Source organism: Burkholderia mayonis (genome assembly GCF_001523745.2).
GTDB classification, from domain to species: domain Bacteria; phylum Pseudomonadota; class Gammaproteobacteria; order Burkholderiales; family Burkholderiaceae; genus Burkholderia; species Burkholderia mayonis.
Window position 1 is genome coordinate 199,477 of record NZ_CP013386.1, and the last position, 25,103, is coordinate 224,579.

The following is a 25,103-nucleotide window of genomic DNA, read 5'->3' on the forward strand; positions in this document are numbered from 1 at the left end:
AAGGCCTCGACAATTTCCCTCCTTCGTCGAGTACCGACATTGCAGCTAAATTGCAGCTAATTTCAACTCAGGCGGCAAGCTCACCACGGCGGTAGCATCCAAGACGACAACGGCCGTTACCTCCGCCGCGTGCTTGCCGCAGCGAGATAGCACTGCCGTCGCGCCTTTGCATGGCGCGCATGCTGCCCATGTGTTCGAATTCCCAGCCATGACTGACATGATTTCGGACCGTCAGCGCTCACTCGCCGCGGATCATGCATCCGAAGACGCGCCGTTTCCCGATCGACTAATTTCGCCAGCGTCCTTTGGGCATGTACCATTTCAATTATCGAATCGATATTCCAGTAATTTTGATTATTGGCTGAATGATAAATAAAGACTCATTCCGTTGATATAATAAAAAATACAAACGGCAGGGCATTGCGGAAAGTTAATTGGCGCATCTCGAATTAAAGTCCTAGCATAAATTTCATTGGTATCGAGAATGGCTTCCAAACGTTGGCTTTGCCGATGTCCGGAATATTTGCAGCAAAGGAGGCGATATGAGTACTGCCGGTTTGAAAGACGAAAAACATTCCGCGGCAATTTCACCGAAGCACGGTCGCGTCATCACGCCCAAGTCGCGCGCCGTGTTCCTCCACGAAGCAGGCAAGCTCGATTTGGGACAGGTCAACGAGTTGGAGGGCGGCAAGTTCTTTCCCGCAACCCAAGGCGGGCTGAAAGATCCGGACGCGCCGGACGACGTCGCCAACGGCGTACCGCCGCGCGATGGCGAAATCGCGAGCGGCGGACGCACCGCGGACGCCCGGGCGCAGCTCAACGAACCCGATTCCGTCGCGCATTGGCAGAAGCACGCGGTGCGATCCGGCCAATCGCTGCAAATCACGTGGTCGTATTCGAGGCCGCACAAGACGCGGCGCTGGACGTACTGGATCACCAAACCGGGATGGGATGCCGGTGCGCGGCTTGCACGCGCGCAGTTCGAATCCGAGCCGCTCAAGATCTACCTGAACACGTATCAGCCCTATTGGGGGCCGGACGCAAACCGGGAACTGATCCCCGACGGCGACACGGTTCACGAACTCAACCTGCCGGATCGCACCGGCTATCACGTGCTGCTCGCAGCCTGGGACGTCGCCGATACCCAAAACGCGTTCTATCAGGTGATCGACCTCAATTTCGCGTGAGCCGGTTCGCCGTCCCCGTGACCGGTTGCGGTTGACTGCGCGAACAGAATCGCGGCTATCGGATTCGAGACCGTCCGTTGGCCGTTTCGTCCTTCGATCGCCGAGACGATCGCGCACGTTGCGCGAGCCGCACGGCCGTCGTTCGACCGGTCTGGATGTGCCCGATACGATCGCAGGAGGTTCACATGGCCTATGTGTTCGTCGACAGCGCCGATCCCCGCTATTCGACCCTTCAGAAGGGGTTCAACCTGCGTTGGCCGCCGACGGCCAACGCAGGCGCCGCGGCGATCTACGTATGCCGCACGGCCGACGACGTGATCGCGGCGTCACGCGATGCGCTCGCGAAGGGCTGCAGGATCACCGTGCGCAGCGGCGGGCACTGCTACGAAGGTTTCGTCGCGAACCGTTTGCCGAGCGACGATGGGCGACCGCTCGCCATCGTCGATCTCGGTCTGATGTCGGGTTTCGATTTCGATCCGCGCGGGCAGTTGACGTCGGCGTTCGATCGCGTCGGTTTGGCGCGTCACCAGTTTCGCCTGGCCTCGGGCAGCCAGAACTGGGACGGCTATGTCGGCCTGTACAAGACGTCGGGCAAGACGCTCCCCGGCGGCTCGTGTTATTCGGTTGGGGCGGGCGGTCATATCGTTGGCGGCGGATATGGCCTGCTGTCGCGCATGCACGGCCTGACGGTCGACTGGCTGGCCGGCGTCGACATCCTGACGCCCGCGCGGGGCGGCGCCGCGCTCGAGGCGAAGCATGTGCATCTCGGCTGCGCCGACGCGATGGACCGGGCGCTCTTCATCGCGTGCCGCGGCGGCGGAGGCGGCAACTTCGGCATCATCCTGAATTACTACTTCAAGGCGCTGCCCGATGCGCCGCGCGACGCTTACTGGCTGACGCTCGCGTATCCCTGGCCGCATTTCACGAAGGCGAGCTTCGGCCACTTCATCCAGACTTACTGGGATTGGTTCAGCCGCAACGACGCCGATTGGAACGCCGGCGATCCGGCGCGCGCGAACGGCGGTTTGTTCACGCTCCTGAAGCTGCAGCACCGCTCGACCGGGCCGATCGTGCTCGCGATCCAGTACACGGGAAAAGACGGGACGGTCGGCGGCGCGGCGGATGCGCCCTTCATCGATTTCGTCGACACGATGAATGCGGCGGCCGGCCAGATGCCGGTCATCTGGGATCGATTCGTCGCGCCGAATCTTCCGACGCTCGGACATCCGCTCGCCGGGCAGAGGCTGACGCACGCGACTCGAAACGCGTTAAAGATGGACTGGCTGTATCTGACGCAGATGATCAACCCATCGGGCGCGAATCGGCGCGGCAAGTACAAGTCGGCGTACCAGATCGGCAATTTCGACAACACCGAGATCGACGCGCTGTGGACCTATCTGAATACCCGAGACGATCCGCGTCTGAATCAAACGCTGGTGCAGATCGATTCGTACGGGGGCTGCGTGAACACGAACGACGAAAGCACGAATCCGACGTCGGTCTATCAGCGGCGTTCGCTATTGAAGTCCCAATATCAGACCTACTGGACGAATCCCGGCGACGACGCGTTCCACGTCGAATGGCTGCACGATCTGTTCACCGCCGTGTATGCGGATCAGGGCGGCAAGCCCTATGACGATGCCGGCGGCCGCTACGAGGGCTGCTACATCAACTATCCGGACATCGACATGAAGTATCTCGAGAAGGACCCGGCGCGAATCGATCCGCGGTGGCTCGAGCTTTACTACGGCGACAAGGCGGCGTCGCTCGTCGCGACGAAGCAGGCGGTCGATCCGGGGGATTTGTTCAGGCATGAGATGTCGATTCCGCTGACGCCGCCGGTGGGCTGACAGCGCGATTGCCGATCCATGCGTGGTGATTGCATCTGAAGTGCTCGCTGTAGATCGGTTGCAAACGTTCCGTTGAACGACGTTCGCGGACCCGAGAGCGCCGCAGACGAATTCGTCTGCGGCGGCCTTTTCGAACTGACTGTGTTTCGTCCATTAATGGCAAGCCGGCGCGTCGATGCCGCATCAGGAGACCAAAATGCCGACAAAAATCGTGGACCTATCAGCGCGTTCCGAGATCATTCGTGACGAGCCATTCCATGTTCATTTTTGGGAATGCACGCCCGACGAATATCTCGAATATCTGTCTCACCCGCGCGCCTTCTTGTCGAAGATCGGGATCGACATTCCCGACGATTGCCGCATCGAAACGACCATCGAGAATCACGATTGGATCGGCCAGCACGCGCCGGGCCTGAAGAGCGCGAACGGCACGATCATCTGCAACGTGGGCGGCGGCAACGTTGCTCGCGCGGTCTATCGCGTGGTGAGTTACGGCCACGATCACGCAACGGTGGGCAAATTCAAGAAGCAGCTCTTGCACGCGGAGGACGAGCAGCAGAAGCGGTGACAGCCGAACGGTCGATCGCTGCATGGGATTCCATGCGGCGGTCAAGCGGCATGCGGTCGCGCCGTGCGGTCATGCGCGTCTGCATGCGTAGCCGCCTTCGCGAGCGCCTGCTTTCGCCCGGGCGTCGAGCCGGCGACTGCGTTGCCGGCATTGCGTCGTTCGCCGTTCCTTTGCTACGGGGGCAATGGAATCGAGATGGCGCTCCGCTCGAACAGCTAGTCACTCGGTTTGGAGCCATCGATTCACGTTTCATCGCCAATTTTTTCGATCGACTCGATTCCTTTTGAGTCGTTAGAAAAATGGCAATACATCAGACAAAAACACTCGCGCACCCGGTGTAAACCCTAGCGCGAAAACCCTGACTCTCCGCCTTCTTCGGGTTAAGTCGGACCTTTCCGCTGCCGTTAACCAATAAGTTCGCCTACCCCCCATGTCGCCCTCATGCTCTCCTCGATCCGGTCCCGCATCCTCGTCGCGTGCCTTGCCATCGTCATCGGCTCGCTCGTCATCAACACGGCGCTCAACTACTTCGTCGCCAATCGCTACAACCGCGAGTCCATCAGCCAGAACCTCAGTGCGGTGCTGACCGGCCACGAGGCGGGCATCGCCGACTGGGTCGCGTCGAAGACGCAGATGATCGTGTCGGCCGAAGACGCGACCCTCGCGCCCGATCCGATTCCGGCGCTCAAGCAGATCGCCGCCGCTGGCGGATTCACCAACGTCTACGTCGGCTACGCGGACAAGACCGCGAAGTTCTCCGACGCGACCGGCATCCCGCCCGACTATGATCCGACCGGCCGCCCGTGGTACAAGCAGGCCGTGCAGGCGGGCAAGCCCGTCGTCACGCCGCCTTACGTCGATGTCGGGACGGGCAAGCTCGTCGTCGCGTTCGCCGCGCCGATCCTGCGGGACGGCGTGCTGAAGGGCGTCGTGTCCGGCGACGTCGCGATGGACAGCGTGATCGCGAACGTCAAGGCGATCCATCCGACGCCCGAGAGCTTCGGGATGCTCGTCGACCGCAGCGGTCACATCGTCGCGCATTCCGATCCGAAGCTCACGCTCAAGCCTGTCACCGATCTGTCGGACGATCTGAGCATCGACGCGCTCGCCGCGTCGTCGGCCGACGACAACGCCGCGCCGATCGAAGCGCACGTCGCGGGCGTCGCGAAGCTGATGCGCGCGCGCGCCGTGCCGGGCACCGACTGGCTGACCGTCGTCGCGCTCGACAAGTCCGACGCGACGGCCGGCATGCATTCGCTGTTGCTCGTGTCGATCGGCACGCTCGTCGCGCTCGTCGTCGTCGCGGCGGTGATCGTGAGCGCCGTCACGGGCGTCGCGTTCAAGGGGCTCGCGCGCGTTCGCGACGCGATGGAGTCGATCGGCTCCGGCACGGGCGACTTGACGCAGCGTCTGCACGACACGGGCCGCGACGAAGTCGCGCAGATCGCGCGCTCGTTCAATGCGTTCGTCGGCAAGCTGCACGACGTGATGCGCGCGATTCGCGACGCGAGCGAATCGGTGCGCCATGCGGCGAGCGAAATCGCATCGGGCAACCACGATCTGTCGCGCCGCACCGAATCGGCCGCGGCGAGCCTTCAGGAGACGGCCGCGTCGATCGAGGAGATCACGTCGACGGTCACGCAATCGGCGGGCGCCGCGCGCCAGGCCAACGACATCGCGACGAACGCGGCGTCCGTCGCGTCGCGCGGCGGCACGGTCGTCTCCGACGTCGTGTCGACGATGCACGAGATCGAAGGTGCGTCGGGCAAGATCAGCGACATCATCGGCGTGATCGACGGTATCGCGTTCCAGACCAACATCCTCGCGCTGAATGCGGCTGTCGAGGCGGCGCGCGCGGGCGAGGAAGGGCGCGGCTTTGCGGTCGTCGCGGGCGAGGTGCGCACGCTCGCGCAGCGCAGCGCGCAGGCGGCGAAGGAGATCAAGGCGCTGATCGCGTCGAGCGTCACGAGCGTGTCGACGGGCGCGACGCTGGTTCAGGAGGCGGGGCAAACGATGAGCGACATCGTCGGCACGGTCTCGAACGTGACGACGATCATGCGCGAGATCTCGAACGCCGCCGACGAGCAGACGCGTGGCATCCAGGAAGTGAATCGCGCGGTCGCGCAGCTCGACGAGATGGTTCAGCAGAATGCGGCGCTCGTCGAGCAGTCGGCCGCCGCGGCTTCGGCGCTGCAGACGCAGGCGGTGGAGCTTGCCGAAGCGGTCGGGCAGTTCAAGGTCGCCTGATTCGATTCGGCACGGCGGCCACGCGGTGCGGCCTCGCATCGACGCCGTCGCGCCGTTCGGCATCGTCGCGAGCGATGGCGCGGCCGTCGAACGGTCTCCGGCGGGCCGTACCGTGTCAGGTTGCGTCGACGCACCGGCGCTCGCGACGTAGCGCCGAGCCGCCGTACTTCGAATGCGTTGCGCGCCGCGTCCTGTGTTGCGTCAGGCTCGTCATGCCTGACGGCCGTCGCGCCCGAGCCAGTCGAGCAGCATACGCGTGACGAACTCCGGATTCTCGAGATTCGAGATATGTCCGGCATTCGGCACGAGCACCTTCTCGCAGCCGATGAGCGTCGCCATCTCGTCGGTCTCCATGGGCGGTCGCGCGACGTCGTTCGCGCCGCACATCACGAGCGTCCGGTCAGCCGGCAGCGCGCTCAGTTTCGAGCGCGCGTCGGTGCGGCCGAACGTGATCTTGCCGAGCGGAATCACCGAGTCGCGCAGCGAGTTCGTCGCGAACGTCCGCAGCGCGCGCCGGAAGCCCGCGGGCAGCCCGCTCGCGAGATCGATGCCAGGTCGGAAGAAGATCGGCACGATCGCGTCGAGCAGCGGCTCGGGAATCGAGCCTTCTGCGTCGATCGCCGCGAGCATCTGGAAATACTGGTTGCGCGTCGCGTCCGGCTCCTCGCCGACGTAGGTGTCCATCAGCACGAGCCGGTCGATCCGCTGCGGCGCGCGATGCGCGAGCGGGACCGCCCACATGCCGCCCACCGACAGCCCGACGATCGAGCAGGTCTCGATGCCGAGGTGATCGAGGAGCGCGAACATCTGCGACGCGAGATCGTCGAGGCTGCTTGTACCGGCGGGCAGCGGGCCGGACTGGCCGTGCCCCCACAGGTCGGGCGCGATGACGCGATACGACTTCGAGAGCGCGTCGAGCTGCGGCTCCCACATCGACGAATCCCACAGGTAGCTGTGCCCGAACAGGACAGGCGCGCCGGCGCCTCTGATCTGATAGTGAAGAGGCTGGCCATCGATCGTGACGAAAGGCATATCGATAAGGTCTCTGGCAGTGAATCGGTTGATGGAATTCGGGTGAACGCGCCGAATCGACGCGTGTGCGGAAATAATCGAATCGGCGGCGATCGTCGCAATCGCTGCCGTTGATTGCGGGGTGACGGAATCGCGGTGCCACCTTATATCGACCGCGTGTCGAAATCAATCGAGCTCGCCGCCATCGTGCCGGTCGGAGCCGAAGCCACCGAATTCGAACTGGCGTGCTTCATCGGCATTTCAAACTCGGTATGGCAATCGAAATCGAGAAATGCCCGGTATCCCGGTGCGTCGACACGCGGCCCGTTATGCGTGCAACGTTGCGGGCGCTCGACATTCGGCACTTTTTTGTTGTCGCCTGTGCACGGTTGCCGTTATCGTTGCGCTCTACGAGAATAATTGCGTGTCGTGAGAGCTCAGTGGCAGCACACAACGAGATTTGGCGCCTGGCTTCATCCAGGCATCGGGGGGCGGTGAACACGGTCGAGCCGGCAGCATGCGCGGCGAACGGACCCGTGCGCCGCAACGCATCGGCGCGCGTCGCGTCGCGGCCGATGCGCGGTCCGGCGCGCGGCCGATCGGCGTTGGCGCGTCGCGCCGCGATCGTATCCGGCCTGCGCTTCCCGCGCGCGGGCTCGACACCGTCCGGCCGTGCGCCGCGTCGCGCTGCGCGCACGCGCCGGCGTGCCGATGCACGGCCGGACCCGCCGGCCGCTGCGCGCGAATCCCGACCATTCGCGCTTCTCATTCGATCCTGCATCTGACATTCGGCGTCGCGTCGCGGCTCGTTAGCGCAACGCGACGCCGTTCGGCGTGCGCGCTCGTTGCGCGCGCCTTCACGGACGCCGCCGCAGGCGACGAATCCGGGACGCGCAAGCGCGCCGATCGATTCGCGCACGCGGAGTGCGACGACCCGGGCCGACCGATCGGCACCGGACCGTCGACACGGCGTTTTTAGCGATCTCCAAGGAGGGTCCATCATTTGAAAACTTCGAAGACAGTTCTGGCGTTGCTCGCGGCATCGGCCATCGTCGCGTTGAGCGGCTGCGCGACCGAAGCGTCGCGCACGCTGCCCGTGCCTGCGTCGGCCAGCGCGCAAAAGCCGTTTGCCGGCAAGCCGATCGAGATCGCGGTCGGCAAGTTCGATAACCGTTCGAGCTACATGCGCGGCATCTTCACCGACGGCATCGATCGTCTGGGCGGCCAGGCGAAGACGATTCTCGTCACGGAGCTGCAGCAGAGCCGCCGCTTCAACGTGCTCGATCGCGAGAATCTCGACGAGATCAAGCAGGAGGCCGCCTTCATGAAGAAGACGCAGAAAGTGAAGGGCGCGAATTACGTCGTGACGGGCGACGTGACCGAGTTCGGCCGCAAGGAAGTCGGCGATCAGCAGTTGTTCGGCATTCTCGGTCGCGGCAAGAGCCAGATCGCGTACGCGAAGGTGAACCTGAACATCGTCGACACGACGACGTCGGAAGTCGTGCTGTCGAGCCAGGGCGCGGGCGAATACAGCCTGTCGAACCGCGAGATCATCGGCTTCGGCGGCACCGCCGGTTACGACTCGACGCTGAACGGCAAGGTGCTCGATCTCGCGATCCAGGAAGCGGTCAATCACCTCGTCGAGCAGGTCGACGCGGGCGCGCTCGCGTCCGGCAAGTAAGCGCGCGGCGCAGCGCGCGCCGAATCATTCATCCATCGACTCATTCGACAATGACAACAACGAAGAAGACCTTCAAGACGGGGGCCTGGCTGCCGATCGCGGCAGCAGGCGCGCTGCTCACGGGCTGCGCGGCGAATCAGCCGAAGCCGCTCTATCAATGGGACGGCTATCAGCCGCAAGTCTACGAATACTTCAAGGGACAAAAGAGCCCCGAAGACCAGATCGACGCGCTCGAGAAGGCGCTGCAGCAGATTCGCGCGAAGGGCAACCGTCCGCCGCCCGGATTCGAAGCGCATCTGGGGATGCTGTACGCGAGCGTCGGCAAGGAACAGCAGGCCGAGCAGGCATTCCAGGCCGAGAAGGCATCGTTTCCCGAATCGTCGCCGTTCATGGATTTCCTGCTGAAGAAGAAATCCGCGGCGCCGCAACCGAAACCGCAAGCGCCGGTGCAAACTCAAACGCACGCACAACAGCAATAAGGGCCGCCATGTTCAAGTTCATTTCCGCAAGACGCCTGTCGGCCGTGTCCGTGCTCGTGCTGCTCGCCGCGTGCGCTGGGCCGGCGAAGCACGTCGATTACACCGCGTTCAAGAAAAGCCAGCCGCGCGCGATCCTGCTGCTGCCGCCGCAGAACGACACGTCGGACGTTAAGGCGACGTATGGCCTCCTGTCGCGGATGACGCAGCCCGTCGCCGAAGCGGGCTACTATGTCGTGCCCGTCGCCGTGATGGAGGAGACGTTCAAGCAGAACGGCCTGACGAACGCCGCCGACGTCCAGAGCGTGTCGCCCGCGAAGCTGCGCGAGATCTTCGGCGCGGACGCGGCGCTGTACACGACAGTCACGCAGTACGGCTCGGTCTACACGGTGCTCGACAGCACGACGGTCGTGTCGGCGTCCGCGAAGCTCGTCGACCTGCGCACGGGCGACTTGCTGTGGCAGGGTACCGGGCGCGCGACCGGCAAGGAACTCGGCTCCAGCATGGATTTCAGCGGTTTCGGCCTGATCGCCACGCTCGCGCAGGCGGCCGTCAAGCAGATCGCGCACACGCTGAGCGACGACGCGGTCGACGTCGCGGGGCTGACGAGCGGCCGGATGTTGTCGGCCGGCCAGCCGAACGGGCTGCTGTACGGCCCGCATTCGCCGAAGTACGGCACTGACTGAGCGTCGGCGTCGATCGGTGAGGAAACGGCTCGGCCCGGGATGGCCAAGCCGTTTTTTTTTGAGCAACACTGCCGGCGTGTTGCGCATTACGGCGCCTGCACCTCGATTGCGACGCGCTCGACCGCGCCGCTCGTGCGGCCGACGCACAGGCGCGATGCCGGATTCGGTCGCCGCGTTCGCGGCGCGATCGCGCCCGCAACATGATCTCCTTGCGCGGTGAACTTGCGCACGAATGTTTCATTTTTCGCTGTTCATGCATCAATTGAGCAGGGTTTAGTGCGATCGGCACGCTATAGTCGCGAATGTGATGTTTTTGTGACGGTTTGCGGCCACGTCGCTTCGGCCTTTTTGCAAACGTTCTAGCGGTTCGAATGCGTGTTGCGGATAGGTCGGCGGCGCGCATTGTGCCGGCAGCGGCGTCGAACGGCCGCGCGCGCACGAAACACGTCCGACTGCGGCAGCAGCGATGCGACGCTGCCGGTTCCAGGCGCCGATGCGCGCGACGGACCGTACGACCAACCAGAAGATCGAGGAGCAGAAGTGACTGACAAGAATTCCCCGTCGACCGACCTTCCCGAAGACCCCGACCGCCGCCGCGTGCTCGGCGGCATCGCCGCGCTCGGCGCGAGCGTCGCGCTTGCCGGCTGCGAGACGACTGAACCGGGCGCCCCGCGCACGGCCGATGATCTGCGGCTCGATGCCGCATTGCGCAAGGAGGTGCGCAACATCGTCGTGATCTATGCGGAGAACCGCAGCTTCGCGAACCTGTTCGGCGATTTCCCCGGCGTGCAGCAGCTACTCGGCGCGGTGCCGTCCGAGCGCTACGCGCAACTCGACCGTGACGGCAGGACGCCGCTGCCGACGCTGCCGAAAATCTGGGGCGGCCTCGTGCCGCAGGCGCAGGTCGTCGACGGCAAGCGCTATATGATCGGCGAGCGCGACATCACGGGGCTGCCCAACGCGCCGTTCGTGATTCCCGATGCGCAAGGCAAGCCGCTGCCGAACGGTGTCATCACGCGCGATCTGTGGCATCGCTTCTATCAGAACCAGATGCAGATCAACGCGGGCCGCAACGACCAGTTCGCCGCATGGGCCGACTCGGGCGGGCTCGTGATGGGCCATTACCGCAATTCGGCCGAAACGCTGCGGCTCTGGAATCTCGCACGGCAATACACGCTCTGCGACAACTTCTTCATGGCCGCGTTCGGCGGCTCGTGGCTGAACCACATCTTCCTGATTTCCGCGCAAGCGCCGCTCTATCCGGACGTGCAGAAGAGTCCGGCGAAGCATCTGGTGTCGGTCGTCGAAGGCGACGATCCGACCGGCGCGCGCCTGAAGCTCGCGACGGATTCGCCCGCATCGGCGCTCGACGGCCCGCCGAAGTTCGAGAACGACGGCCTCTTCACGCCGGACGGCTACGCGGTGAACACGATGGCGCCACCGTATCAGCCGAGCAGCGTGCGGCCGCCCGTCGACGGCAACCCGGCGTATGCGGATCCGTCGAATCCGCGCGTGCTGCCGCCGCAGCACTACGCGACGATCGGCGATCGCTTGTCGGAGAAAGACATCGACTGGGCGTGGTACGGCGGCGCGTGGCAATTCGCGCTCGAGCATCGCGACACGGGCTCGATGCCGGATTTCCAGTATCACCATCAGCCGTTCAACTACTTCGCGAACTACGCGCCTGGCTCGGAGGCGCGACGCCGGCACGTGCGCGATGCGGGCCTCGGCGACGATCCGTCGACGAACCATCTGATCGCCGACATCGTCGCGGGACGCCTGCCGACCGTCACGTTCTACAAGCCGCAGGGCAACCTGAACATGCACGCGGGGTATGCGGACGTCGAGTCGGGCGACCGTCACATCGCGAAGGTGATCGACCACATCATGCGCGGCCCGCAATGGCCGCACACGGTCGTGATCCTGACGGTCGACGAGAACGGCGGCTGGTGGGACCCGGTGTCGCCGCCGAAGGGCGACCGCTGGGGCCCGGGCTCGCGGATCCCGGCGATGGTGATCTCGCCGTTCGCGAAGAAGGGCTACGTCGATCACACGCTGTACGACACGAATTCGATCCTGCGCTTCATTTCGCGCGTGCACGGGCTTTCGCCGCTCGACGGCGTGCTCGCGCGCGAGCGCGCGTTCGCGGCGCGCGACGCGCTGCCGCCGGGGGATCTGACTGCGGCGCTCGATCTCGGCTGACGCTCGGCCGAGATGCCGTAGCGGGCAGCACGCCCGGTTGTCGGGCGTGCTTGCGAGCCGGTTTAGCAGATGCGGCCGGCATCGCGGATGGGACAGCTTTCGGGGCGCTCGTGCGCCGCTTCGAACGTGCGTCAGGCTTCCGGGAGTATTCACGTGTTCGCCTCGGACGCGCGGCCGGCATTGCCTGCGCGGCCGGCCGGCACACGCGCGAGGTCAGCTCCGCGACATCCCGAGCGTCAGCGTACCCGCACCGATCAGCGCGGCGCCGCCGCCATAACCGAAGCGGCGCTGCGCCGCGGCGCCCGTCAGCCGAGCGGCCGCGAAACGCGCGATGCGCGCATAGCAGGCGGCGTTGATCGTCGCGAGACAGACGAAAGTCGGCAGCAAAACCGCGCACTGCTGCGCGAACGTCTCGTGCGGCGATATGAACTGCGGAGTGAACGCGACGAAGAACACGATGCTCTTCGGGTTCAGCGCGGTGACGGCCCATGCGGACAAGAAACGCCGCTTCGCCGAGCGGCGCTCGACGCTCACGTCCCTCGCGCCGATGCGACGCGCGTGCAGGATCGACCGGATGCCGAGATAGATCAGATAACCGCCGCCGACGAGCTTGAGCGCCGTGAACGCGGCGGCCGACATCGCGAGCAGCGCGCCCGCGCCGGCGAGCGAGATCGTCATCGCGGTGGTGTCGCCGGCCGCGACGCCCGCGACGGTGCTCCACGACGATCGATTGCGGTTCGCGAGCGAATCGCCGATCACGAGCAGGATCGTCGGGCCGGGGATCATCAGGAGCACGATGCTCGCGCCGGCGAATGCGAGCCAGGTTTCGACGGACATGGGAGCATCCTTTCGCGTTTTCGCGGGGTAAGGCGGGGTAAGAAGAAGCCTCAGTGATCCACGGCGGCGGGCGGCTTGTCAAGCGGTTCCCGCTGGCGACCATTCTTCGCTTTGCGTCGATGGCCGCTGTGGCTTCGGGGAAGCGTTCTCAATTTTGGCTCTATTGAATTTTGAGTGGGTGAAGCGGGGCGGGTTGAGCGTAGGCGAAGCGTTGCCGGCTCGACTCGGCCCGCGTATGCCGAGCGAGACTGCGGACTTGCTGCGCTTACGCGCCATTCGGCCAGCACGTTCGAACTTGCCGTCACGACGATGGGCAAGCATGCTTTTTGGGGCACAAGTGCGATGTCGGCATGCATCTGCTGCTCCGAGGGGCGGGCCGAGCGAGGATGCGGGCATGAAGAACGTGCCCCGACCGAATGAGCGATATCTAGCGGCCTAATCGAGCATCCCGGTGAGAAATTGTCCGCCAATTGATAGATCGCGTCTGCGCACAACGGGCGAAAAAATGCCCGCCTTGCGGCGGGCCGTGAGGTGAACGAGCACGCGCCGAAACGCGTGATTTGTTGTTGTGGGGGGAATTCGTCAGATCAGAACTGCGCAGCCGCCTGATAGGCGCCGGCCTTGCTCAACCGATCCATGGCGGTGCGGTATTCGACCTGCAACTCGGCTTGCGCCGCCTTCGCGTTCGCGAGAAGCGCAGCATCGATCGCCTGGACCTGGCGCACGAGCGCGAGCGACGCGGGCGTCTGTTCGGCCGAGATCGACATCAGATACGGCGAGCGCTCTTCGGTCAGGCGCGCGGCCTCGGTCCAGTTGGCCATCTGCACCGCGTGATCGATTTCGCGGGTGATCGACAGCACGTGTTCAACCAACGACAGCTGATCCATTTCCGGCTTCTCCATCGTGCTCGATTCGTTACTTGTTGGTCGCCAGCGTGCCCGAGCTGTTGGCGCCGCCGAACAGTTGCGTCAGGTAGTTCGAATTGGTGTTCATCTGCGCCATCAGCGTGTTGAGCGCGGTGAACTGGGCGTTGTACTGCGACGTCAGCTGCGACGCGTACGACGCGAGCTGCGTCTGCTGCTGCGCGAGGCTCTTCAGATCCTGGTTCAGCGCGTTCGAACGGGTATCGAAGACGCCGCCCGTCTGCACGTAGCCCTGGATCGTGTTGTTCAGTTCAGCGCCGATGCCGTTCGTCGAGTTGAACAGCGCGGCGACGGTCGACGGATTGTTCTGCAGCGCCGCATTCAGCTTCGTGGTGTCGATGGTCAGCGTGCCGTCCGCCTGCGTCGACGTCGAGCTATCGGCGAACGTGATGCCGATCGACGCGAGCGACACGGTCGAGCCGCCCGTCGTGACGCCTGCGCCGACGACCCGTGCGAGCGAGTTGCGGATCATGTTGAGCGTCGAGTCGCCGAGGAGCGGCCCCGCGCTTTGCGAGCTGGTGCCCGCGCCCGACAGCGACGACAGCGACGCCATCGTCGTGACGACCGTGTTGTACAGGTTGACGACGTTCGTGATCGCGGTCGCCTGCGCGGTCGTGTCGGTCGCGACGTCGAGCGTCTGCGTCGTGCCGACGGCGGCCTGCGTCAGATTCAGCGTGACGCCGGCGATCGCGCCCGTCACCGCGTTGTTCGCGCTCGACGCGGCGATGCCGCCCACCGTGAACTCGGCGTCCTGCGCGGACGTGCTTTGCATCCATGCGATCGTGCCGCCGGACTGGATCGTCGACTGGCCGCCCGTCGTGCTCGCCGTCGACGTCACATTGAGGCTCGACAGCCCGTTGTCGCCGGACAGGTTGCTCACGCCGACGTTGATCACGTTCGCGGCGCCCGTCGTCGCCGAGCGCAGCACGAGGTGCGCGCCGTCGGTGCCCGTGACGATCGTCGCCGTCACGCCGGGGTTGTTCGATGCGGAATTGATCGCGGCGGCGATGCCGGAAAGCGTGTTGTTCGTCGAGTCGATCGAAATCGACGTCGATTTGCCGCCGACCGACAGTGTCAGCGTGCCCGTGCCGAGCTGCTGCGTCGCATCGAATGCGCCGGAAGACAACGTCTGCGACGTGGCGATTTGCGTGACGGCAACCGAATAGCTGCCGGCCACCGCGCCGGCGGCCGTCGTCGCCGTGAGGCCGCTGCCCGTCGCCGTGGCGGTGAATTTCTGGGTCAACGTGCCGTCGCTGAGCGAGCCAATCCCGGCTTGCAGCGCGGTGAGCGCGGCCTTCAGCGTGCCGAGCGCGGAAAGCGTCGTCTGGTCGGTGGCGATCGACGTCGACAGCGCGGCGGTCTGGCCCGCCGTTTTTGCGTTGACGAGCGCGGTCACGAGCGAGTTGACGTCCATCGACGAGTTGCCCGTCGAGCCGCTGATGATCGACTGCGCTGCTTGCTGTAGCGCCGCGTTGGTTTGCTGCTGCGTCGTAGTCGTAGTGCTGGTGACGGGCGTGGACATCGGATAGCTCCCTTCGTCGCCGGAAACGGCGCGCGAAATTCGCGAGATTCGGTAGATTCAGAAAACAAAAACGTGCGGCGGCCACGAGGGTGTTGCGCCGCCGCACAAAGGCGGGCCGCCGGACAGCGCGGCCCGTCGTTCGGTACACGTTATTGCAGGAGCTTCAGCACTTGCTGCGGCAGCGAGTTCGCTTGCGCGAGCACCGAGATGCCGGCTTGCTGCAGCACTTGCGCACGCGACAGGTTCGCGGTTTCCTGAGCGAAATCCGCGCTCTGGATTTGCGATTGCGCTTGCGCCAGGTTGTTCGAACCCGCTTGCTGCGTCGTCGCGATCGCGGTGAAGCGGTTCTGGGCGGCACCGAGCGTTGCCTGCAGGTTGTTCACCGTCGAGAGTGCGTTGTCGATCGACACCATCGCCTGGTAGGCGCCCGTCTGCGTGCTGACGTTCAGGTTCGAGACCGTCTGCGGCTGGTTGACCGCGTTGATCTGCGCTTCCATTGCCGTCGCCGCCGCCTGATCCGACGCGCTCAGCGAACTGGTTGCAGCTGCGTTCACCGTCAGCGTTTGGAACGCCGGCGCGGCCGCGGTGCCCGTGCCTGCGGTCGACGAACCGAACAGCGCGGTGACGGCCGCCGCAGCCAACGCCTGGTTGTTCTGGTCGGTGAACGTGAAGCCGCCCTTGCCGTCCGACAGGACGTTGATTTGCGTCGTTTCCTGACCGGTGCTGGTCGACGTCCAGGCCGCGCCGCTCGAATCGACGGCGACCTTGAGCGTGCCGAGCGTCTGGCCCGACTGGACCATGCCGCCGCCGATCATCGCAGCCGACATGCTTTGCGTCAGGTTGACGCTGACCGTCTGGCCGACGTTCGCGCCGACTTGGAAGCTGAGCGTGCCAGCCGAGCCGTCGAGGATGTTCTTGCCGTTGTAGTTCGTCTGCGAAGCGATACGGTTCACTTCAGCGATCTGCTGCGAAACTTCCTGTTGCAGCGCCGATGCGTCGCTCGCGCTCAGCGGGCCGTTCGATGCTTGCACCGCGAGCTGGCGGATACGCTGCAGGCTGTTCGTCAGCGACGTCAGGCCGCTCGACGCCGTTTGCAGGATCGACACGCCGTCGTTCGCGTTCGACACGCCCTGGTTCAGGCCGTTGATCTGCGTTTGCATCCGGGTCGCGATAGCGAGGCCTGCTGCATCGTCGGCTGCGCTGTTGATGCGCTTGCCCGACGACAGACGGGTGATCGCTTGCGACAGGGCGCTTTGCGAGCCGTTGAGGTTCTGCTGAGCGACCAACGAGTTGATGTTGCTGTTGATTCCGAGCATGAAAATCTCCTAATTGAGCCGTAGAGCCCATCAATGCCACTATTGGCGGGGGCGGAAGCACTCGTTCTTTGCCGGCCGCCTTGTGCTGGATTTCGGCGCACGCCAAAAAAACTTGAGGGACGCGACGAGATTCGGCCCGATTTTTTTGCTCAGATCGTTCGGTGAGCAAACGTTGCAGGTGCAGCAATCGCATGCACGGCCCGGTGCCGTTCGCGGCGCGCGCAACGGCGCTTGCACAGGTTTTCGGTCAGAAGAACAAGCAGGGCTTCCGCATGAAGGCGCCGATAAACAATGGGCTTGAGGGCAGAAGGCGGTTGTAAGCAAGAATCGCCTGAGGTTTACTTTCGATTTTTACCCGAGAGGTGGCCACGATCATGGGCGCGTTTGAGGATCTATACGATCCGCGTTGCCGTAAATGCCGCCACGCGCTGGACGAGATTCTACTGACAGCCTTGTGCGCCGTGCTGTGTGGGCGGAGACGATGACGCTGTGGGGGGCGTAGCCAACTGGCGTGGCTGCGCAAGCATCTGCCGTACGAGAACGGCATTCCGTCGCCGGATACCTTCAGCCGGGTGTTTGCGGCGCTCAATCCGGTGCCGTTCGAACAATGCTTTGTCGCCTGGACGAGTGGTTTGTGCCCGAGCCTTGCCGGTCAGCATGTGGCGATCGACGGCAAGAGCGTGCGCGGCAGCCGCACCCGAGAGGCATCGGCGCTGCATCTGGTGTCGGCGTGGTGCTCGAATAACGGCTTGAGTCTGGCGCAAGTGAGCACGGCCGACAAGAGCAGCGAGCTGACGGCGATTCCTGAATTGCTCAAAACGCTGGAGTTGAGCGGGGCGACGGTGAGTATCGATGCGATGGGCACCTAACACGAGATTGCACGAACCATCGTCGAGGCCAAGGCGGATTACGTGCTGGCGGTCAAGGAGAACCAGCCCAAGCTGGCCGAGGGCATTCGCCAGTGGTTCACCGCGGCCCGACAAGATCAATTGGAGCACTCCTACTGGGAGCATGTCGAGCATGGCAAGTCGCACGGCCGCCTCGAAACACAAATCTGCCGCGTCGGTGAGGATGTGGACTGGCTCTCGGCGCTGGAACGGGAATGGGCGGGCATCAAGCGGCTGGTGATGATCGAGAGCACGCGCCGGATCGGTGAGAAGCTCGCGACCGAGCTGCGCTACTCCATCAGTTCGAAGCCGGCCAAGGCGGCAGAGATGATGCAATTGATCTGGGCCCATTGGGGCATCGAAAACCAGTTGCACTGGATGCTGGATGTCTCGTGGGCCGAGGATGCCTGTCTGATCCACGACAAAGTAGCTGCCCGCAATATGGCGACCTTGCGAAAAATGACCCTTAATCTGGCCCGACTGGCCCAGCAACAGCAGCCCAAGAAAGTCAGCCTCAAAAATATCCGCAACCTCGCCGCTGGGGACCCTGAGCTGCGAAGTTCCATTCTTGGCCTTGATTGACAAGGGTCTTCATGCGGAAGCCTTGGAAGAACAATAAACCACTGGCTCAGCCGACAATTACCTGTTATGATGATCGGCTGAATTGAGATTTCTGTCACGCCTTTGCCGTTTACGTGGATGCGTAGGGCATGTCTGCTGGCAGTCAAACGCGGCGTCTGGTGTTGATTGCCGGGCGTTTCGCGGTGCATTCCGCCTCTCTTTTCCGGCCTCCGAGGCCGCTTACCCGCTCGTTTCGCCCGTTCGTGGAAACGCCCGGAAGGCCGGTGCGTGGCGCTTGGCCGCTACGTTTTTGACCGTATCAAGCAAATTAGGAACGACATGACGACGATTCTTTTGAAAGAAAATGAGCCGTTCGAAGTGGCGATTCGCCGCTTCCGCCGCGCTATCGAAAAAAATGGCCTGATCGCCGAGCTGCGTGAGCGCCAATCGTACGAAAAGCCGACTGCCGTGCGCAAGCGCAAGAAGGCTGCTGCGGTGAAGCGTCTGCACAAGCGCCTGCGCAGCCAGATGCTGCCGAAGAAGCTCCACTAAGCTTCGTCCGCTTCGCCTCGACGGCGGTGCCGCTTCGCAAGAAGTCGCACCGCCGTTTTGCTTGGGTCGCGCGGGCAGCAGCCGGGCAGGGCGGGTGCAAGCGGTCGCGACACACCACACGCGCCGCGCGCTCGATCGAGCGCGGCGCGTGCTCGCCGCACCAGAGGTCGATCTTCGCGGCGGCGCTCGCCGTGCGTGGATCGCCTGGTTTCACGTCGTCCGCGTGCTGGAACTCCCGATGCTCCCGAGACCGCCGGTTCATCGGGTCGTCGATCGACACACGCCCATCTTCGAATTCACGCCCGCTTCGCCGAGTGCAATCGAAGGCGGCTCGACGGTCCGCTGCTTCTACTTCACGCCCAGCCCCGCGAACCGACGCCCCGCAGTTCGGCTGAGATCGTCGCTGACGCACGTGGCCGGACGCCCAAGCGTCATGCCGCCGACCCCTTTTTCCCCATCTTCTTGCCGAGCGCCGCGCAGCGCGCGCGGCATGGACAGTTCTTCTCGTGGTCGTTGACCATGCCCGTCGCCTGCATCAGCGCATAGCAGATCGTCGAGCCGACGAACTTGCAGCCGTAGCGCTTGAGCGCCTTGCTGAGTGCATCCGAGCGCTCGGTCGACGCCGGCGCTTCGCGGTACGACGCCCATGCGTTCTGTAACGGCGCGCCGTCGACGAACGACCACAGGAACGCCGCGAGCGAGCCGTGCTCCGCGCGAATCTGCTGGACCGCGCGCGCGTTCGCGACGGTTGCCTCGATCTTCGCGCGGTTGCGTACGATGCGCGCATCGAGCACCAGCTCGTCGATCCGCTTCGGCGTGAAACGGGCGACCTTGTCGACGTCGAAGTCGGCAAACGCCGCGCGATAGCCGGCGCGCTTGTTCAAGATCGTCGACCATGACAAGCCTGCCTGTGCGCCCTCGAGCACGAGCATTTCGAACAAGTGCCGGTCGTCGTGCGACGGCACGCCCCATTCGGTATCGTGATAGTGAGCGTCCGCTTCGGTTTTTACCCAATTGCAGCGTTCCTGCATCGGCATCTCTCGCCTGTTTCGTCGATCTGGTCGCGCCAGCATAACGGATCGGCGAGCGCGTGCAAGCCTGGCCGTTCGGCCGATGGGCGCGGCGGGCCGTTGCGGTTAAGCTCTTACATCAGTGACACTTCGACGAATCATCTGGACTGAAGCGGCAATGGGCAATGACATTTTTCTGATCGGCGTCGACGGCGGCGGCACGGGCACCCGTACGGTGCTCGCCGATGCGCAGGGGCGCGAACTCGCGCAAGGCAGCGGTGGGCCGTCGGGGCTCGCGCTCGGCATCGACGCCGCGTGGCGCTCGATCGGGGGCGCCTGCATGGACGCTTGCGCGCGGGCCGGCGTCGCGTTCGACTGGCAGCGCTGCGTGCTTGGCTGCGGCCTTGCCGGCGTGAACCATCGCGAGTGGCTGAGCGCATTTCGCGCGAGCGCGCCGCTTGCCGCGCTCGCGGTCGAAAGCGACGCATACACGACTGTCGTCGGCGCGCACGGCGGCGCGCCGGGCGTCGTCGTCGCGCTCGGCACCGGCAGCATTGCCGCCGCGCTTGACGAGACGGGCGCCTGCCGGATCGCGGGCGGGTACGGCTTTCCGTCCGGCGATGAGGCGAGCGGCGCATGGCTCGGCCTGCGCGCGCTGTCGTACGCGCAGCAGGCGCTCGACGGCCGCGCTCCGCTCGACGCGTTCGCGCAGGCGCTCGTCACGTATACCGGCGCGTCCGATCGCGACGCGCTCATCGTTTGGTCATGCGAAGCGAATCAGACGGCATATGCATGCCTTGCGCCGATCGTGCTCGCGCATCGCGACCATCCGGCCGCCGCGCAATGGATCGAGCAAGCGGGCGCCGAGATCGGCAAGATGATCGATGCGCTCGATCCTGCTGCGGCGCTGCCCGTCGCATTGTGCGGCGGGCTTGCCGACGCGCTCGTGAGCGCGGTGCCGGAGCCCCACCGTGCGCGGCTCGTCGCGCCGCAAGCCGACTCCTCGCACGGCGCACTGCGGCTTGCCGCACGGGAAGCGGCAAGGCTCGGGCTCACGGCGCAGCAATGAGTGCGACGAGCGTGAACGGACATCGGCGAGCAGCGTTTTCCATCCGACGATAGAATGTCCGCTTCTCTCTGCGCCCCCCGCATCCTCCGATGTCCGCCATGTACAAAGTCATCGCAACCGATCTCGACGGAACCCTGCTCAACAGCGATCACCAGCTCGATCTGTACACGATCGACACGGTACGGCGGCTCGCGGGCGACGGCGTGCGCTTCGTGATCGCGACGGGACGCCACTATGCGGACGTCGCCGGCATTCGCGACGTGCTCGGCATCCGGCCGTACCTGATCACGTCGAACGGCGCGCGGGTGCATGCGCCCGACGATACGCGGATCCACGCGCAGGACGTGCCCGCCGACACGGTGCGGCAACTGGTGCGGCCCGAGCTTGTCGGCCCGCACGGCCGCGTGATCGTCAATCTCTTCACGAACGACGGCTGGCTGATCGACCGCGACGCGCCGCATCTGCTCGCATTCCATCAGGATTCCGGATTTCGCTACGACGTCGTCGATATGCTGTCGCACGACGGCGCGGACATCGCGAAGGTGCTTTACATCGGCGAGCCGGGGGATCTGGCCGTCATTTCCGACAACCTCGCGCGCCAGTTCGGCGACGCGCTGTACGTCACGTACTCGCTACCCGATTGCCTCGAGGTGATGACGGCGAACGTGTCGAAGGGGCGCGCGCTGCGTGTCGTGCTCGAGCGGCTCGGCGTCGATTCCGCGCATTGCGTCGCGTTCGGCGACAACATGAACGACATCGATCTGCTCGAGACGGCAGGGCACCCGTTCATGATGAACAACGCGAATCCCGATCTCGTCTCGCGTCTGCCGAAGGTGCCGCGGATCGGCAACAATTTCGAAGCGGGCGTCGCGCGCCATTTGCGTACGCTGTTCGTGCTCGAGGATTCCGCGACGCACTGACGCGCACGGCAAGCCGCCGTCGATGAAAAAACGGGCGCCACGGCGCCCGTTCCGGCTTCGCCCCGTCGCCGCTGACCGGCGAGGGGCGAATGATCGTATCCCTCTGTCGCGTCGCCCCGTGAGGCGAGGTGCGGACGGCCGGCGCGAATCCTGCCGCGCCGGCGTCAGCTTTCGTCGCGGCCCGCGACGAGCGGGTACACCACACCGGCGATCGCCGCGCCGATGATGGGCGCTACCCAGAACAGCCACAGCTGGCCGATCGCCTCGCCGCCGACGAAGAGCGCCGGCCCCGTCGAGCGCGCCGGGTTCACCGACGTGTTCGTCACCGGGATCGAGATCAGGTGGATCAGCGTGAGGCACAGGCCGATCGCGATCGGCGCGAAGCCGGCTGGCGCTCGCTTGTCGGTCGAGCCGAGGATTACGAAAAGGAAGAAGCCCGTCAGGACGACTTCGCAGAGGAACGCGGCCGCGAGCGAGTAATGGCCGGGCGAGCGCGCGTCATAGCCGTTCGTCGCGAAGCCGCTGCCGACGACGTCGAAGCCCGGCTTGCCGGTCGCGATCAGATACAGCACGAACGCGCCGAGCGTGGCGCCGACGACCTGCGCGACGACATACGGCACGAGATCGCGGGCCGGGAAACGTCCCGCCACGGTCAGGCCGACGCTCACGGCAGGATTCAGGTGGCATCCGGAGACGTGGCCGATTGCGAACGCCATCGTCAGGACCGTCAAGCCGAAGGCCAATGCGACGCCGGCAAAGCCGATTCCGAGGCCCGGATAAGCGGCCGCCAGCACGGCGCTGCCACAGCCGCCTAGAACGAGCCAGAACGTGCCGAACACTTCCGCTGCGAGACGCTGAGGTAATTTCATTGAAGTGGCTCCTGGTCATGTAAATCGAAAACGGATCGCGCCGCCAAAAGCGGGGACGCATCCACGAACGCCGTCTGGATTATAGGAAATCTTACGGATTGTGAAGGGTCAACGATTGTCAAATTGAGATTGGCCGATCAGTGTTTTTATTAGAATAAGGCCGCATTGCAGGAGTATTGCAATTGATTTTTAAAATTTATCAGACGAAATAAATTTGGTGGATTTCGTAGCAATTCCGATTGCGCAATAGATCCTTTGTGTCTAGGCTGGGAAATGCCAGGCGGATCATGATATAGGGAGTCGAAATGTCTCAATACGCGAAAATCAAGGCGCAGATCGCCGAGCTGCAGGCTCAGGCGGACGAGGTGCGTCATCAGGAAGTCGCGGCCGTGATCGCCGAGCTGCAAGGCAAGATCGCCGAGTATGGGCTGACGGCGCAGGATCTGGGATTCGCCGAACGCGCAAGGCGCGGTCGTCCGCCGAAGAAAGGACCGCTGCCGCCCAAATACCGCGATCCGAAATCCGGCAGCACGTGGAGCGGCCGCGGGAAGCCACCGCATTGGATCGTCGGCAAAAACCGTGAGCGGTTTTTGATCGGCTGATTATCGAGCGCTTGGCAAAAAGAAAGCCGCATTTACCGATGCGGCTTTCTTCTCTGTGGGACGTAATGGGCGCATCATTTCTGCAATGGCGCCGGCTAAAGGGTTAACCCGCCGCCGCGCGTCGCCATTGTGGTTGCTTGGCCGACTCGCGCAGCGTTTCATAGATGTCGATATAGCGCCGCGCCATTGCGTGCGAGCTGAAACGTTGCTCGAATTGCGCGCGGATTGCATCGCGCGACAATTCGTCGATCCGGTGCAGCGCGCCCACCGCGCCTTGCACGTCCTCGACGATGAAGCCCGTCACGCCGTCGTCGATCACTTCCGGCACGGAGCCGCGGTTGAACGCGACGACGGGCGTGCCGCACGCCATCGCCTCGATCATCACGAGGCCGAACGGCTCCGGCCAGTCGATCGGGAACAGCAGCGCCTTCGCGCCTGACAGAAACGCCGGCTTCTGCGCCTCGTTGATCTCGCCGATGAACTCGACATGCGCGGAATCGAGGAGCGGCTCGATTTCGGTCTTGAAATAATCCTCGTCGACCTTGTCGACCTTCGCCGCGATCTTGAGCGGGAGGCCGCTTTGCGCTGCGATCCGGATCGCGGTGTCTACGCGCTTTTCCGGACAGATGCGGCCGAGGAAGGCGAGATATTCGGGCTTGCGGTCGGCCTGCGGCGTGAGCAGCGTGGCGGGCAGCCCGTGGTAGACGGTGCCTGCCCAACCGGCCTGCGGCAGCGGCGTGCGCTGCGAGTCCGAGATCGACACGACGGGCGCGTTCGGAAACGCGTCGAACACGGGCTGCAGTTCCGGCAGGTCGAGGCGGCCGTGCAGCGTCGTGACGAACGGCGCATCGAGACGCGACAGCAGCGGAAACGGCAGGTAGTCGAGATGGAAGTGCAGGACATCGAACGTATGTGCGACGCGCGCAACCTGCTCGAGAAGGCGCATATGGGGCGCCATTCCGTCGCGGATCGACGGATCGAGCCTTAGCGCGCGCGGCCAGGCGGCCTCGAGGCGCGCCGACGTGACGGAATCGCCGCTTGCGAACAGCGTGACGTCGTGCCCCATTTCGACGAGCGTCTCGGTCAGATAGGACACGACCCGCTCGGTGCCCCCGTAGAGTTTGGGCGGAACGGCTTCGTAGAGCGGGGCGATTTGGGCAATGCGCATGAGCGATCTCCGTTGCGAAGAGAGCGGAACTCGCCGACGGATGCCGCGAGCAACGCTCCCGATGAGCGGCGGGCGCCTGCCCTGGGGCAAGCAAGCGGTGCTCGGCGAATGTCGCCGGACCGGGCGTTCCGATTCATTATCGGGATCGTCCGCGCGGTATCGAGGGATTTTTCAAACGCTTAACCCTTGTTACAGGATGAAATACGCGAAAACCCTAGAAATCGCCCGGCCGAATGGCTAGCATGTGGCAAAAACGGAATGCGAAAGTCGTCCGTCCATTCGAGCGGATTGCGCCGTTTTGCCGCTGCCGCGCCTGAAGATAGTGTTTCCCCCTGCGCTGACTGGCGCGACTTTCGGCCAGATGGGCGGCTCCGCCGGCCACCCCGCGCTATGTCAGAAAAATTCCTACACGGTTTACAGACAATTCCGGCAAAGCGCATTCCCCTTCACTGATAGCGGCGTCCCCGCTGATTGGCCAAAATGCCCGTAAGAATATAAACAAGCCGATTGCCCGGCCTTACTGGGTAGATCGAGCAAACGTTTTCATTGGCATCACCGATTGGCCAAAGATTTCTTACGGGGGAATCGAATCATGAGCGCAACCAGCGAAATGCTCGCCGAGATCAACGAAGTCAACCTGTCTTACCTGCTGCTCGCGCAACGACTGCTGCGCGAGGACAAGGCCATGGGCATGTTCCGCATGGGGATTTCGGAGGAACTCGCCGACGTGCTCGTGAACCTGACGCTTGCCCAGACGGTCAAGCTCGCCGCCTCGAACCAGATGCTCTGCCGTTTCCGTTTCGACGATCACTCGCTCCTGTCGTCGCTCGCCGACAAAGGCCGCAGCTCTGCCGTCGCGCACGCGCACTCGGCGATCCTGATGGCCGGTCAGCCGGTCGAAAGCTTCCGTTGAGGGAAGCCGCGTCTCCCGTTCGGGCGCATTGATGCATCTGCAGAAA

At 64.3% G+C, this 25,103-nt stretch carries 22 protein-coding genes and 1 pseudogene; 14 read left to right on the forward strand and 9 right to left on the reverse strand.

Features of this window, described 5'->3' with window-relative positions; all coding sequences use genetic code 11:
* The first annotated feature begins 542 nt into the window (after positions 1-542).
* The 4 genes from WS70_RS01005 (at position 543) to WS70_RS01030 (ending at position 5,852) form a co-directional block, all read left to right on the forward strand.
* The gene (locus WS70_RS01005) at positions 543-1,187 is read left to right on the forward strand and encodes a lytic polysaccharide monooxygenase auxiliary activity family 9 protein (RefSeq protein WP_059473838.1); all 645 of its coding nucleotides are present in this window, start codon (positions 543-545) and stop codon (positions 1,185-1,187) included.
* Positions 1,188-1,372: 185 nt separating this feature from the next.
* Positions 1,373-3,037, forward strand: a complete 1,665-nt coding sequence (locus tag WS70_RS01015) for a BBE domain-containing protein (RefSeq protein WP_059597572.1) — start codon at positions 1,373-1,375, stop codon at positions 3,035-3,037.
* A 175-nt stretch (positions 3,038-3,212) separates the two neighbouring features.
* Complete coding sequence (locus WS70_RS01020) at positions 3,213-3,605, forward strand: hypothetical protein (protein ID WP_226382795.1); 393 nt, start codon at positions 3,213-3,215, stop codon at positions 3,603-3,605.
* A gap of 441 nt (positions 3,606-4,046) precedes the next feature.
* Positions 4,047-5,852, forward strand: a complete 1,806-nt coding sequence (locus WS70_RS01030; protein ID WP_059597571.1) for a methyl-accepting chemotaxis protein — start codon at positions 4,047-4,049, stop codon at positions 5,850-5,852.
* A 210-nt stretch (positions 5,853-6,062) separates the two neighbouring features.
* Here the strand turns inward: WS70_RS01030 and WS70_RS01035 are convergent, their stop codons facing one another.
* On the reverse strand, positions 6,063-6,884 hold the full coding sequence (locus WS70_RS01035; RefSeq protein ID WP_059597570.1) for an alpha/beta fold hydrolase: 822 nt from the start codon (positions 6,882-6,884) through the stop codon (positions 6,063-6,065).
* A gap of 229 nt (positions 6,885-7,113) precedes the next feature.
* On the reverse strand, positions 7,114-7,782 hold the full coding sequence (locus tag WS70_RS32645) for a hypothetical protein (RefSeq protein ID WP_226382796.1): 669 nt from the start codon (positions 7,780-7,782) through the stop codon (positions 7,114-7,116).
* An 84-nt stretch (positions 7,783-7,866) separates the two neighbouring features.
* Between WS70_RS32645 and WS70_RS01055 the strand changes: the two genes are divergently transcribed.
* From WS70_RS01055 to WS70_RS01070, 4 genes are all read left to right on the forward strand, one after another.
* Positions 7,867-8,544 (forward strand): CsgG/HfaB family protein, encoded by a 678-nt coding sequence (locus tag WS70_RS01055; RefSeq protein ID WP_059473833.1) that lies wholly within the window; start codon positions 7,867-7,869, stop codon positions 8,542-8,544.
* A gap of 50 nt (positions 8,545-8,594) precedes the next feature.
* Positions 8,595-9,023: a DUF4810 domain-containing protein gene (locus tag WS70_RS01060; protein WP_059473832.1), complete on the forward strand. Its 429-nt coding sequence runs from the start codon at positions 8,595-8,597 to the stop codon at positions 9,021-9,023.
* Positions 9,024-9,031: 8 nt separating this feature from the next.
* Positions 9,032-9,706 carry a DUF799 domain-containing protein gene (locus WS70_RS01065; protein WP_059473831.1) on the forward strand — a complete coding sequence of 225 codons (675 nt, stop codon included), beginning with the start codon at positions 9,032-9,034 and terminating at the stop codon, positions 9,704-9,706.
* A 540-nt stretch (positions 9,707-10,246) separates the two neighbouring features.
* Positions 10,247-11,908, forward strand: a complete 1,662-nt coding sequence (locus WS70_RS01070) for an acid phosphatase (protein ID WP_059597569.1) — start codon at positions 10,247-10,249, stop codon at positions 11,906-11,908.
* A 213-nt stretch (positions 11,909-12,121) separates the two neighbouring features.
* Here WS70_RS01070 and WS70_RS01075 read toward each other — a convergent pair whose 3' ends face one another.
* From WS70_RS01075 to WS70_RS01090, 4 genes are all read right to left on the reverse strand, one after another.
* Entirely contained in the window at positions 12,122-12,745 is a 624-nt protein-coding gene (locus WS70_RS01075) for a LysE family translocator (protein ID WP_059473829.1), read from the reverse strand.
* 587 nt (positions 12,746-13,332) lie between these two features.
* Positions 13,333-13,647 carry a flagellar protein FliT gene (fliT, locus tag WS70_RS01080; protein WP_059473828.1) on the reverse strand — a complete coding sequence of 105 codons (315 nt, stop codon included), beginning with the start codon at positions 13,645-13,647 and terminating at the stop codon, positions 13,333-13,335.
* A gap of 13 nt (positions 13,648-13,660) precedes the next feature.
* Positions 13,661-15,190: a flagellar filament capping protein FliD gene (fliD, locus tag WS70_RS01085; RefSeq protein ID WP_059473827.1), complete on the reverse strand. Its 1,530-nt coding sequence runs from the start codon at positions 15,188-15,190 to the stop codon at positions 13,661-13,663.
* A gap of 149 nt (positions 15,191-15,339) precedes the next feature.
* Positions 15,340-16,506 carry a flagellin gene (locus tag WS70_RS01090; RefSeq protein WP_059473826.1) on the reverse strand — a complete coding sequence of 389 codons (1,167 nt, stop codon included), beginning with the start codon at positions 16,504-16,506 and terminating at the stop codon, positions 15,340-15,342.
* A 374-nt stretch (positions 16,507-16,880) separates the two neighbouring features.
* On the opposite strand from WS70_RS01090, the pseudogene WS70_RS01100 reads away from it, so the two are divergent.
* Positions 16,881-17,975, forward strand: a pseudogene (locus WS70_RS01100) (ISAs1 family transposase).
* A 318-nt stretch (positions 17,976-18,293) separates the two neighbouring features.
* Entirely contained in the window at positions 18,294-18,506 is a 213-nt protein-coding gene (rpsU, locus tag WS70_RS01105) for a 30S ribosomal protein S21 (protein WP_006401410.1), read from the forward strand.
* 431 nt (positions 18,507-18,937) lie between these two features.
* On the opposite strand, the gene WS70_RS01110 is transcribed toward rpsU, so the two are convergent.
* Complete coding sequence (locus tag WS70_RS01110; protein WP_082716543.1) at positions 18,938-19,543, reverse strand: DNA-3-methyladenine glycosylase I; 606 nt, start codon at positions 19,541-19,543, stop codon at positions 18,938-18,940.
* A gap of 151 nt (positions 19,544-19,694) precedes the next feature.
* Here WS70_RS01110 and WS70_RS01115 point away from each other — a divergent pair, with 151 nt between their 5' ends.
* Positions 19,695-20,585 carry a glucosamine kinase nucleotide-binding domain-containing protein gene (locus tag WS70_RS01115; protein ID WP_059597567.1) on the forward strand — a complete coding sequence of 297 codons (891 nt, stop codon included), beginning with the start codon at positions 19,695-19,697 and terminating at the stop codon, positions 20,583-20,585.
* 98 nt (positions 20,586-20,683) lie between these two features.
* A complete protein-coding gene (locus tag WS70_RS01120; protein ID WP_059473823.1) occupies positions 20,684-21,505 on the forward strand; it encodes a Cof-type HAD-IIB family hydrolase in 822 nt (273 codons plus the stop codon).
* A gap of 164 nt (positions 21,506-21,669) precedes the next feature.
* On the opposite strand, the gene aqpZ is transcribed toward WS70_RS01120, so the two are convergent.
* Entirely contained in the window at positions 21,670-22,374 is a 705-nt protein-coding gene (gene aqpZ, locus WS70_RS01125) for an aquaporin Z (protein WP_059473822.1), read from the reverse strand.
* Between the two features lie 305 nt (positions 22,375-22,679).
* On the opposite strand from aqpZ, the gene WS70_RS01135 reads away from it, so the two are divergent.
* On the forward strand, positions 22,680-22,976 hold the full coding sequence (locus WS70_RS01135; protein WP_010107088.1) for an H-NS histone family protein: 297 nt from the start codon (positions 22,680-22,682) through the stop codon (positions 22,974-22,976).
* 103 nt (positions 22,977-23,079) lie between these two features.
* Here WS70_RS01135 and WS70_RS01140 read toward each other — a convergent pair whose 3' ends face one another.
* On the reverse strand, positions 23,080-24,144 hold the full coding sequence (locus tag WS70_RS01140; RefSeq protein WP_059473821.1) for a glycosyltransferase family 4 protein: 1,065 nt from the start codon (positions 24,142-24,144) through the stop codon (positions 23,080-23,082).
* 592 nt (positions 24,145-24,736) lie between these two features.
* Between WS70_RS01140 and flhD the strand changes: the two genes are divergently transcribed.
* On the forward strand, positions 24,737-25,057 hold the full coding sequence (gene flhD, locus WS70_RS01150) for a flagellar transcriptional regulator FlhD (RefSeq protein ID WP_059473820.1): 321 nt from the start codon (positions 24,737-24,739) through the stop codon (positions 25,055-25,057).
* Positions 25,058-25,103 lie beyond the last annotated feature (46 nt).

Coding starts and splice junctions, on each gene's coding strand:
- WS70_RS01030 (WP_059597571.1), top strand. CDS start 4,047: ATGCTCTCCTCGATCCGGTCCCGCATCCTCGTCGCGTGCCTTGCCATC.
- WS70_RS01060 (WP_059473832.1), top strand. CDS start 8,595: ATGACAACAACGAAGAAGACCTTCAAGACGGGGGCCTGGCTGCCGATC.
- WS70_RS01075 (WP_059473829.1), bottom strand. CDS start 12,745: ATGTCCGTCGAAACCTGGCTCGCATTCGCCGGCGCGAGCATCGTGCTC.
- WS70_RS01120 (WP_059473823.1), top strand. CDS start 20,684: ATGTACAAAGTCATCGCAACCGATCTCGACGGAACCCTGCTCAACAGC.
- fliT (WP_059473828.1), bottom strand. CDS start 13,647: ATGGAGAAGCCGGAAATGGATCAGCTGTCGTTGGTTGAACACGTGCTG.
- WS70_RS01115 (WP_059597567.1), top strand. CDS start 19,695: ATGGGCAATGACATTTTTCTGATCGGCGTCGACGGCGGCGGCACGGGC.
- aqpZ (WP_059473822.1), bottom strand. CDS start 22,374: ATGAAATTACCTCAGCGTCTCGCAGCGGAAGTGTTCGGCACGTTCTGG.
- WS70_RS01110 (WP_082716543.1), bottom strand. CDS start 19,543: ATGCCGATGCAGGAACGCTGCAATTGGGTAAAAACCGAAGCGGACGCT.
- rpsU (WP_006401410.1), top strand. CDS start 18,294: ATGACGACGATTCTTTTGAAAGAAAATGAGCCGTTCGAAGTGGCGATT.
- WS70_RS01090 (WP_059473826.1), bottom strand. CDS start 16,506: ATGCTCGGAATCAACAGCAACATCAACTCGTTGGTCGCTCAGCAGAAC.
- flhD (WP_059473820.1), top strand. CDS start 24,737: ATGAGCGCAACCAGCGAAATGCTCGCCGAGATCAACGAAGTCAACCTG.
- WS70_RS01135 (WP_010107088.1), top strand. CDS start 22,680: ATGTCTCAATACGCGAAAATCAAGGCGCAGATCGCCGAGCTGCAGGCT.
- WS70_RS01065 (WP_059473831.1), top strand. CDS start 9,032: ATGTTCAAGTTCATTTCCGCAAGACGCCTGTCGGCCGTGTCCGTGCTC.
- WS70_RS01140 (WP_059473821.1), bottom strand. CDS start 24,144: ATGCGCATTGCCCAAATCGCCCCGCTCTACGAAGCCGTTCCGCCCAAA.
- WS70_RS01005 (WP_059473838.1), top strand. CDS start 543: ATGAGTACTGCCGGTTTGAAAGACGAAAAACATTCCGCGGCAATTTCA.
- WS70_RS01015 (WP_059597572.1), top strand. CDS start 1,373: ATGGCCTATGTGTTCGTCGACAGCGCCGATCCCCGCTATTCGACCCTT.
- fliD (WP_059473827.1), bottom strand. CDS start 15,190: ATGTCCACGCCCGTCACCAGCACTACGACTACGACGCAGCAGCAAACC.
- WS70_RS01035 (WP_059597570.1), bottom strand. CDS start 6,884: ATGCCTTTCGTCACGATCGATGGCCAGCCTCTTCACTATCAGATCAGA.
- WS70_RS01020 (WP_226382795.1), top strand. CDS start 3,213: ATGCCGCATCAGGAGACCAAAATGCCGACAAAAATCGTGGACCTATCA.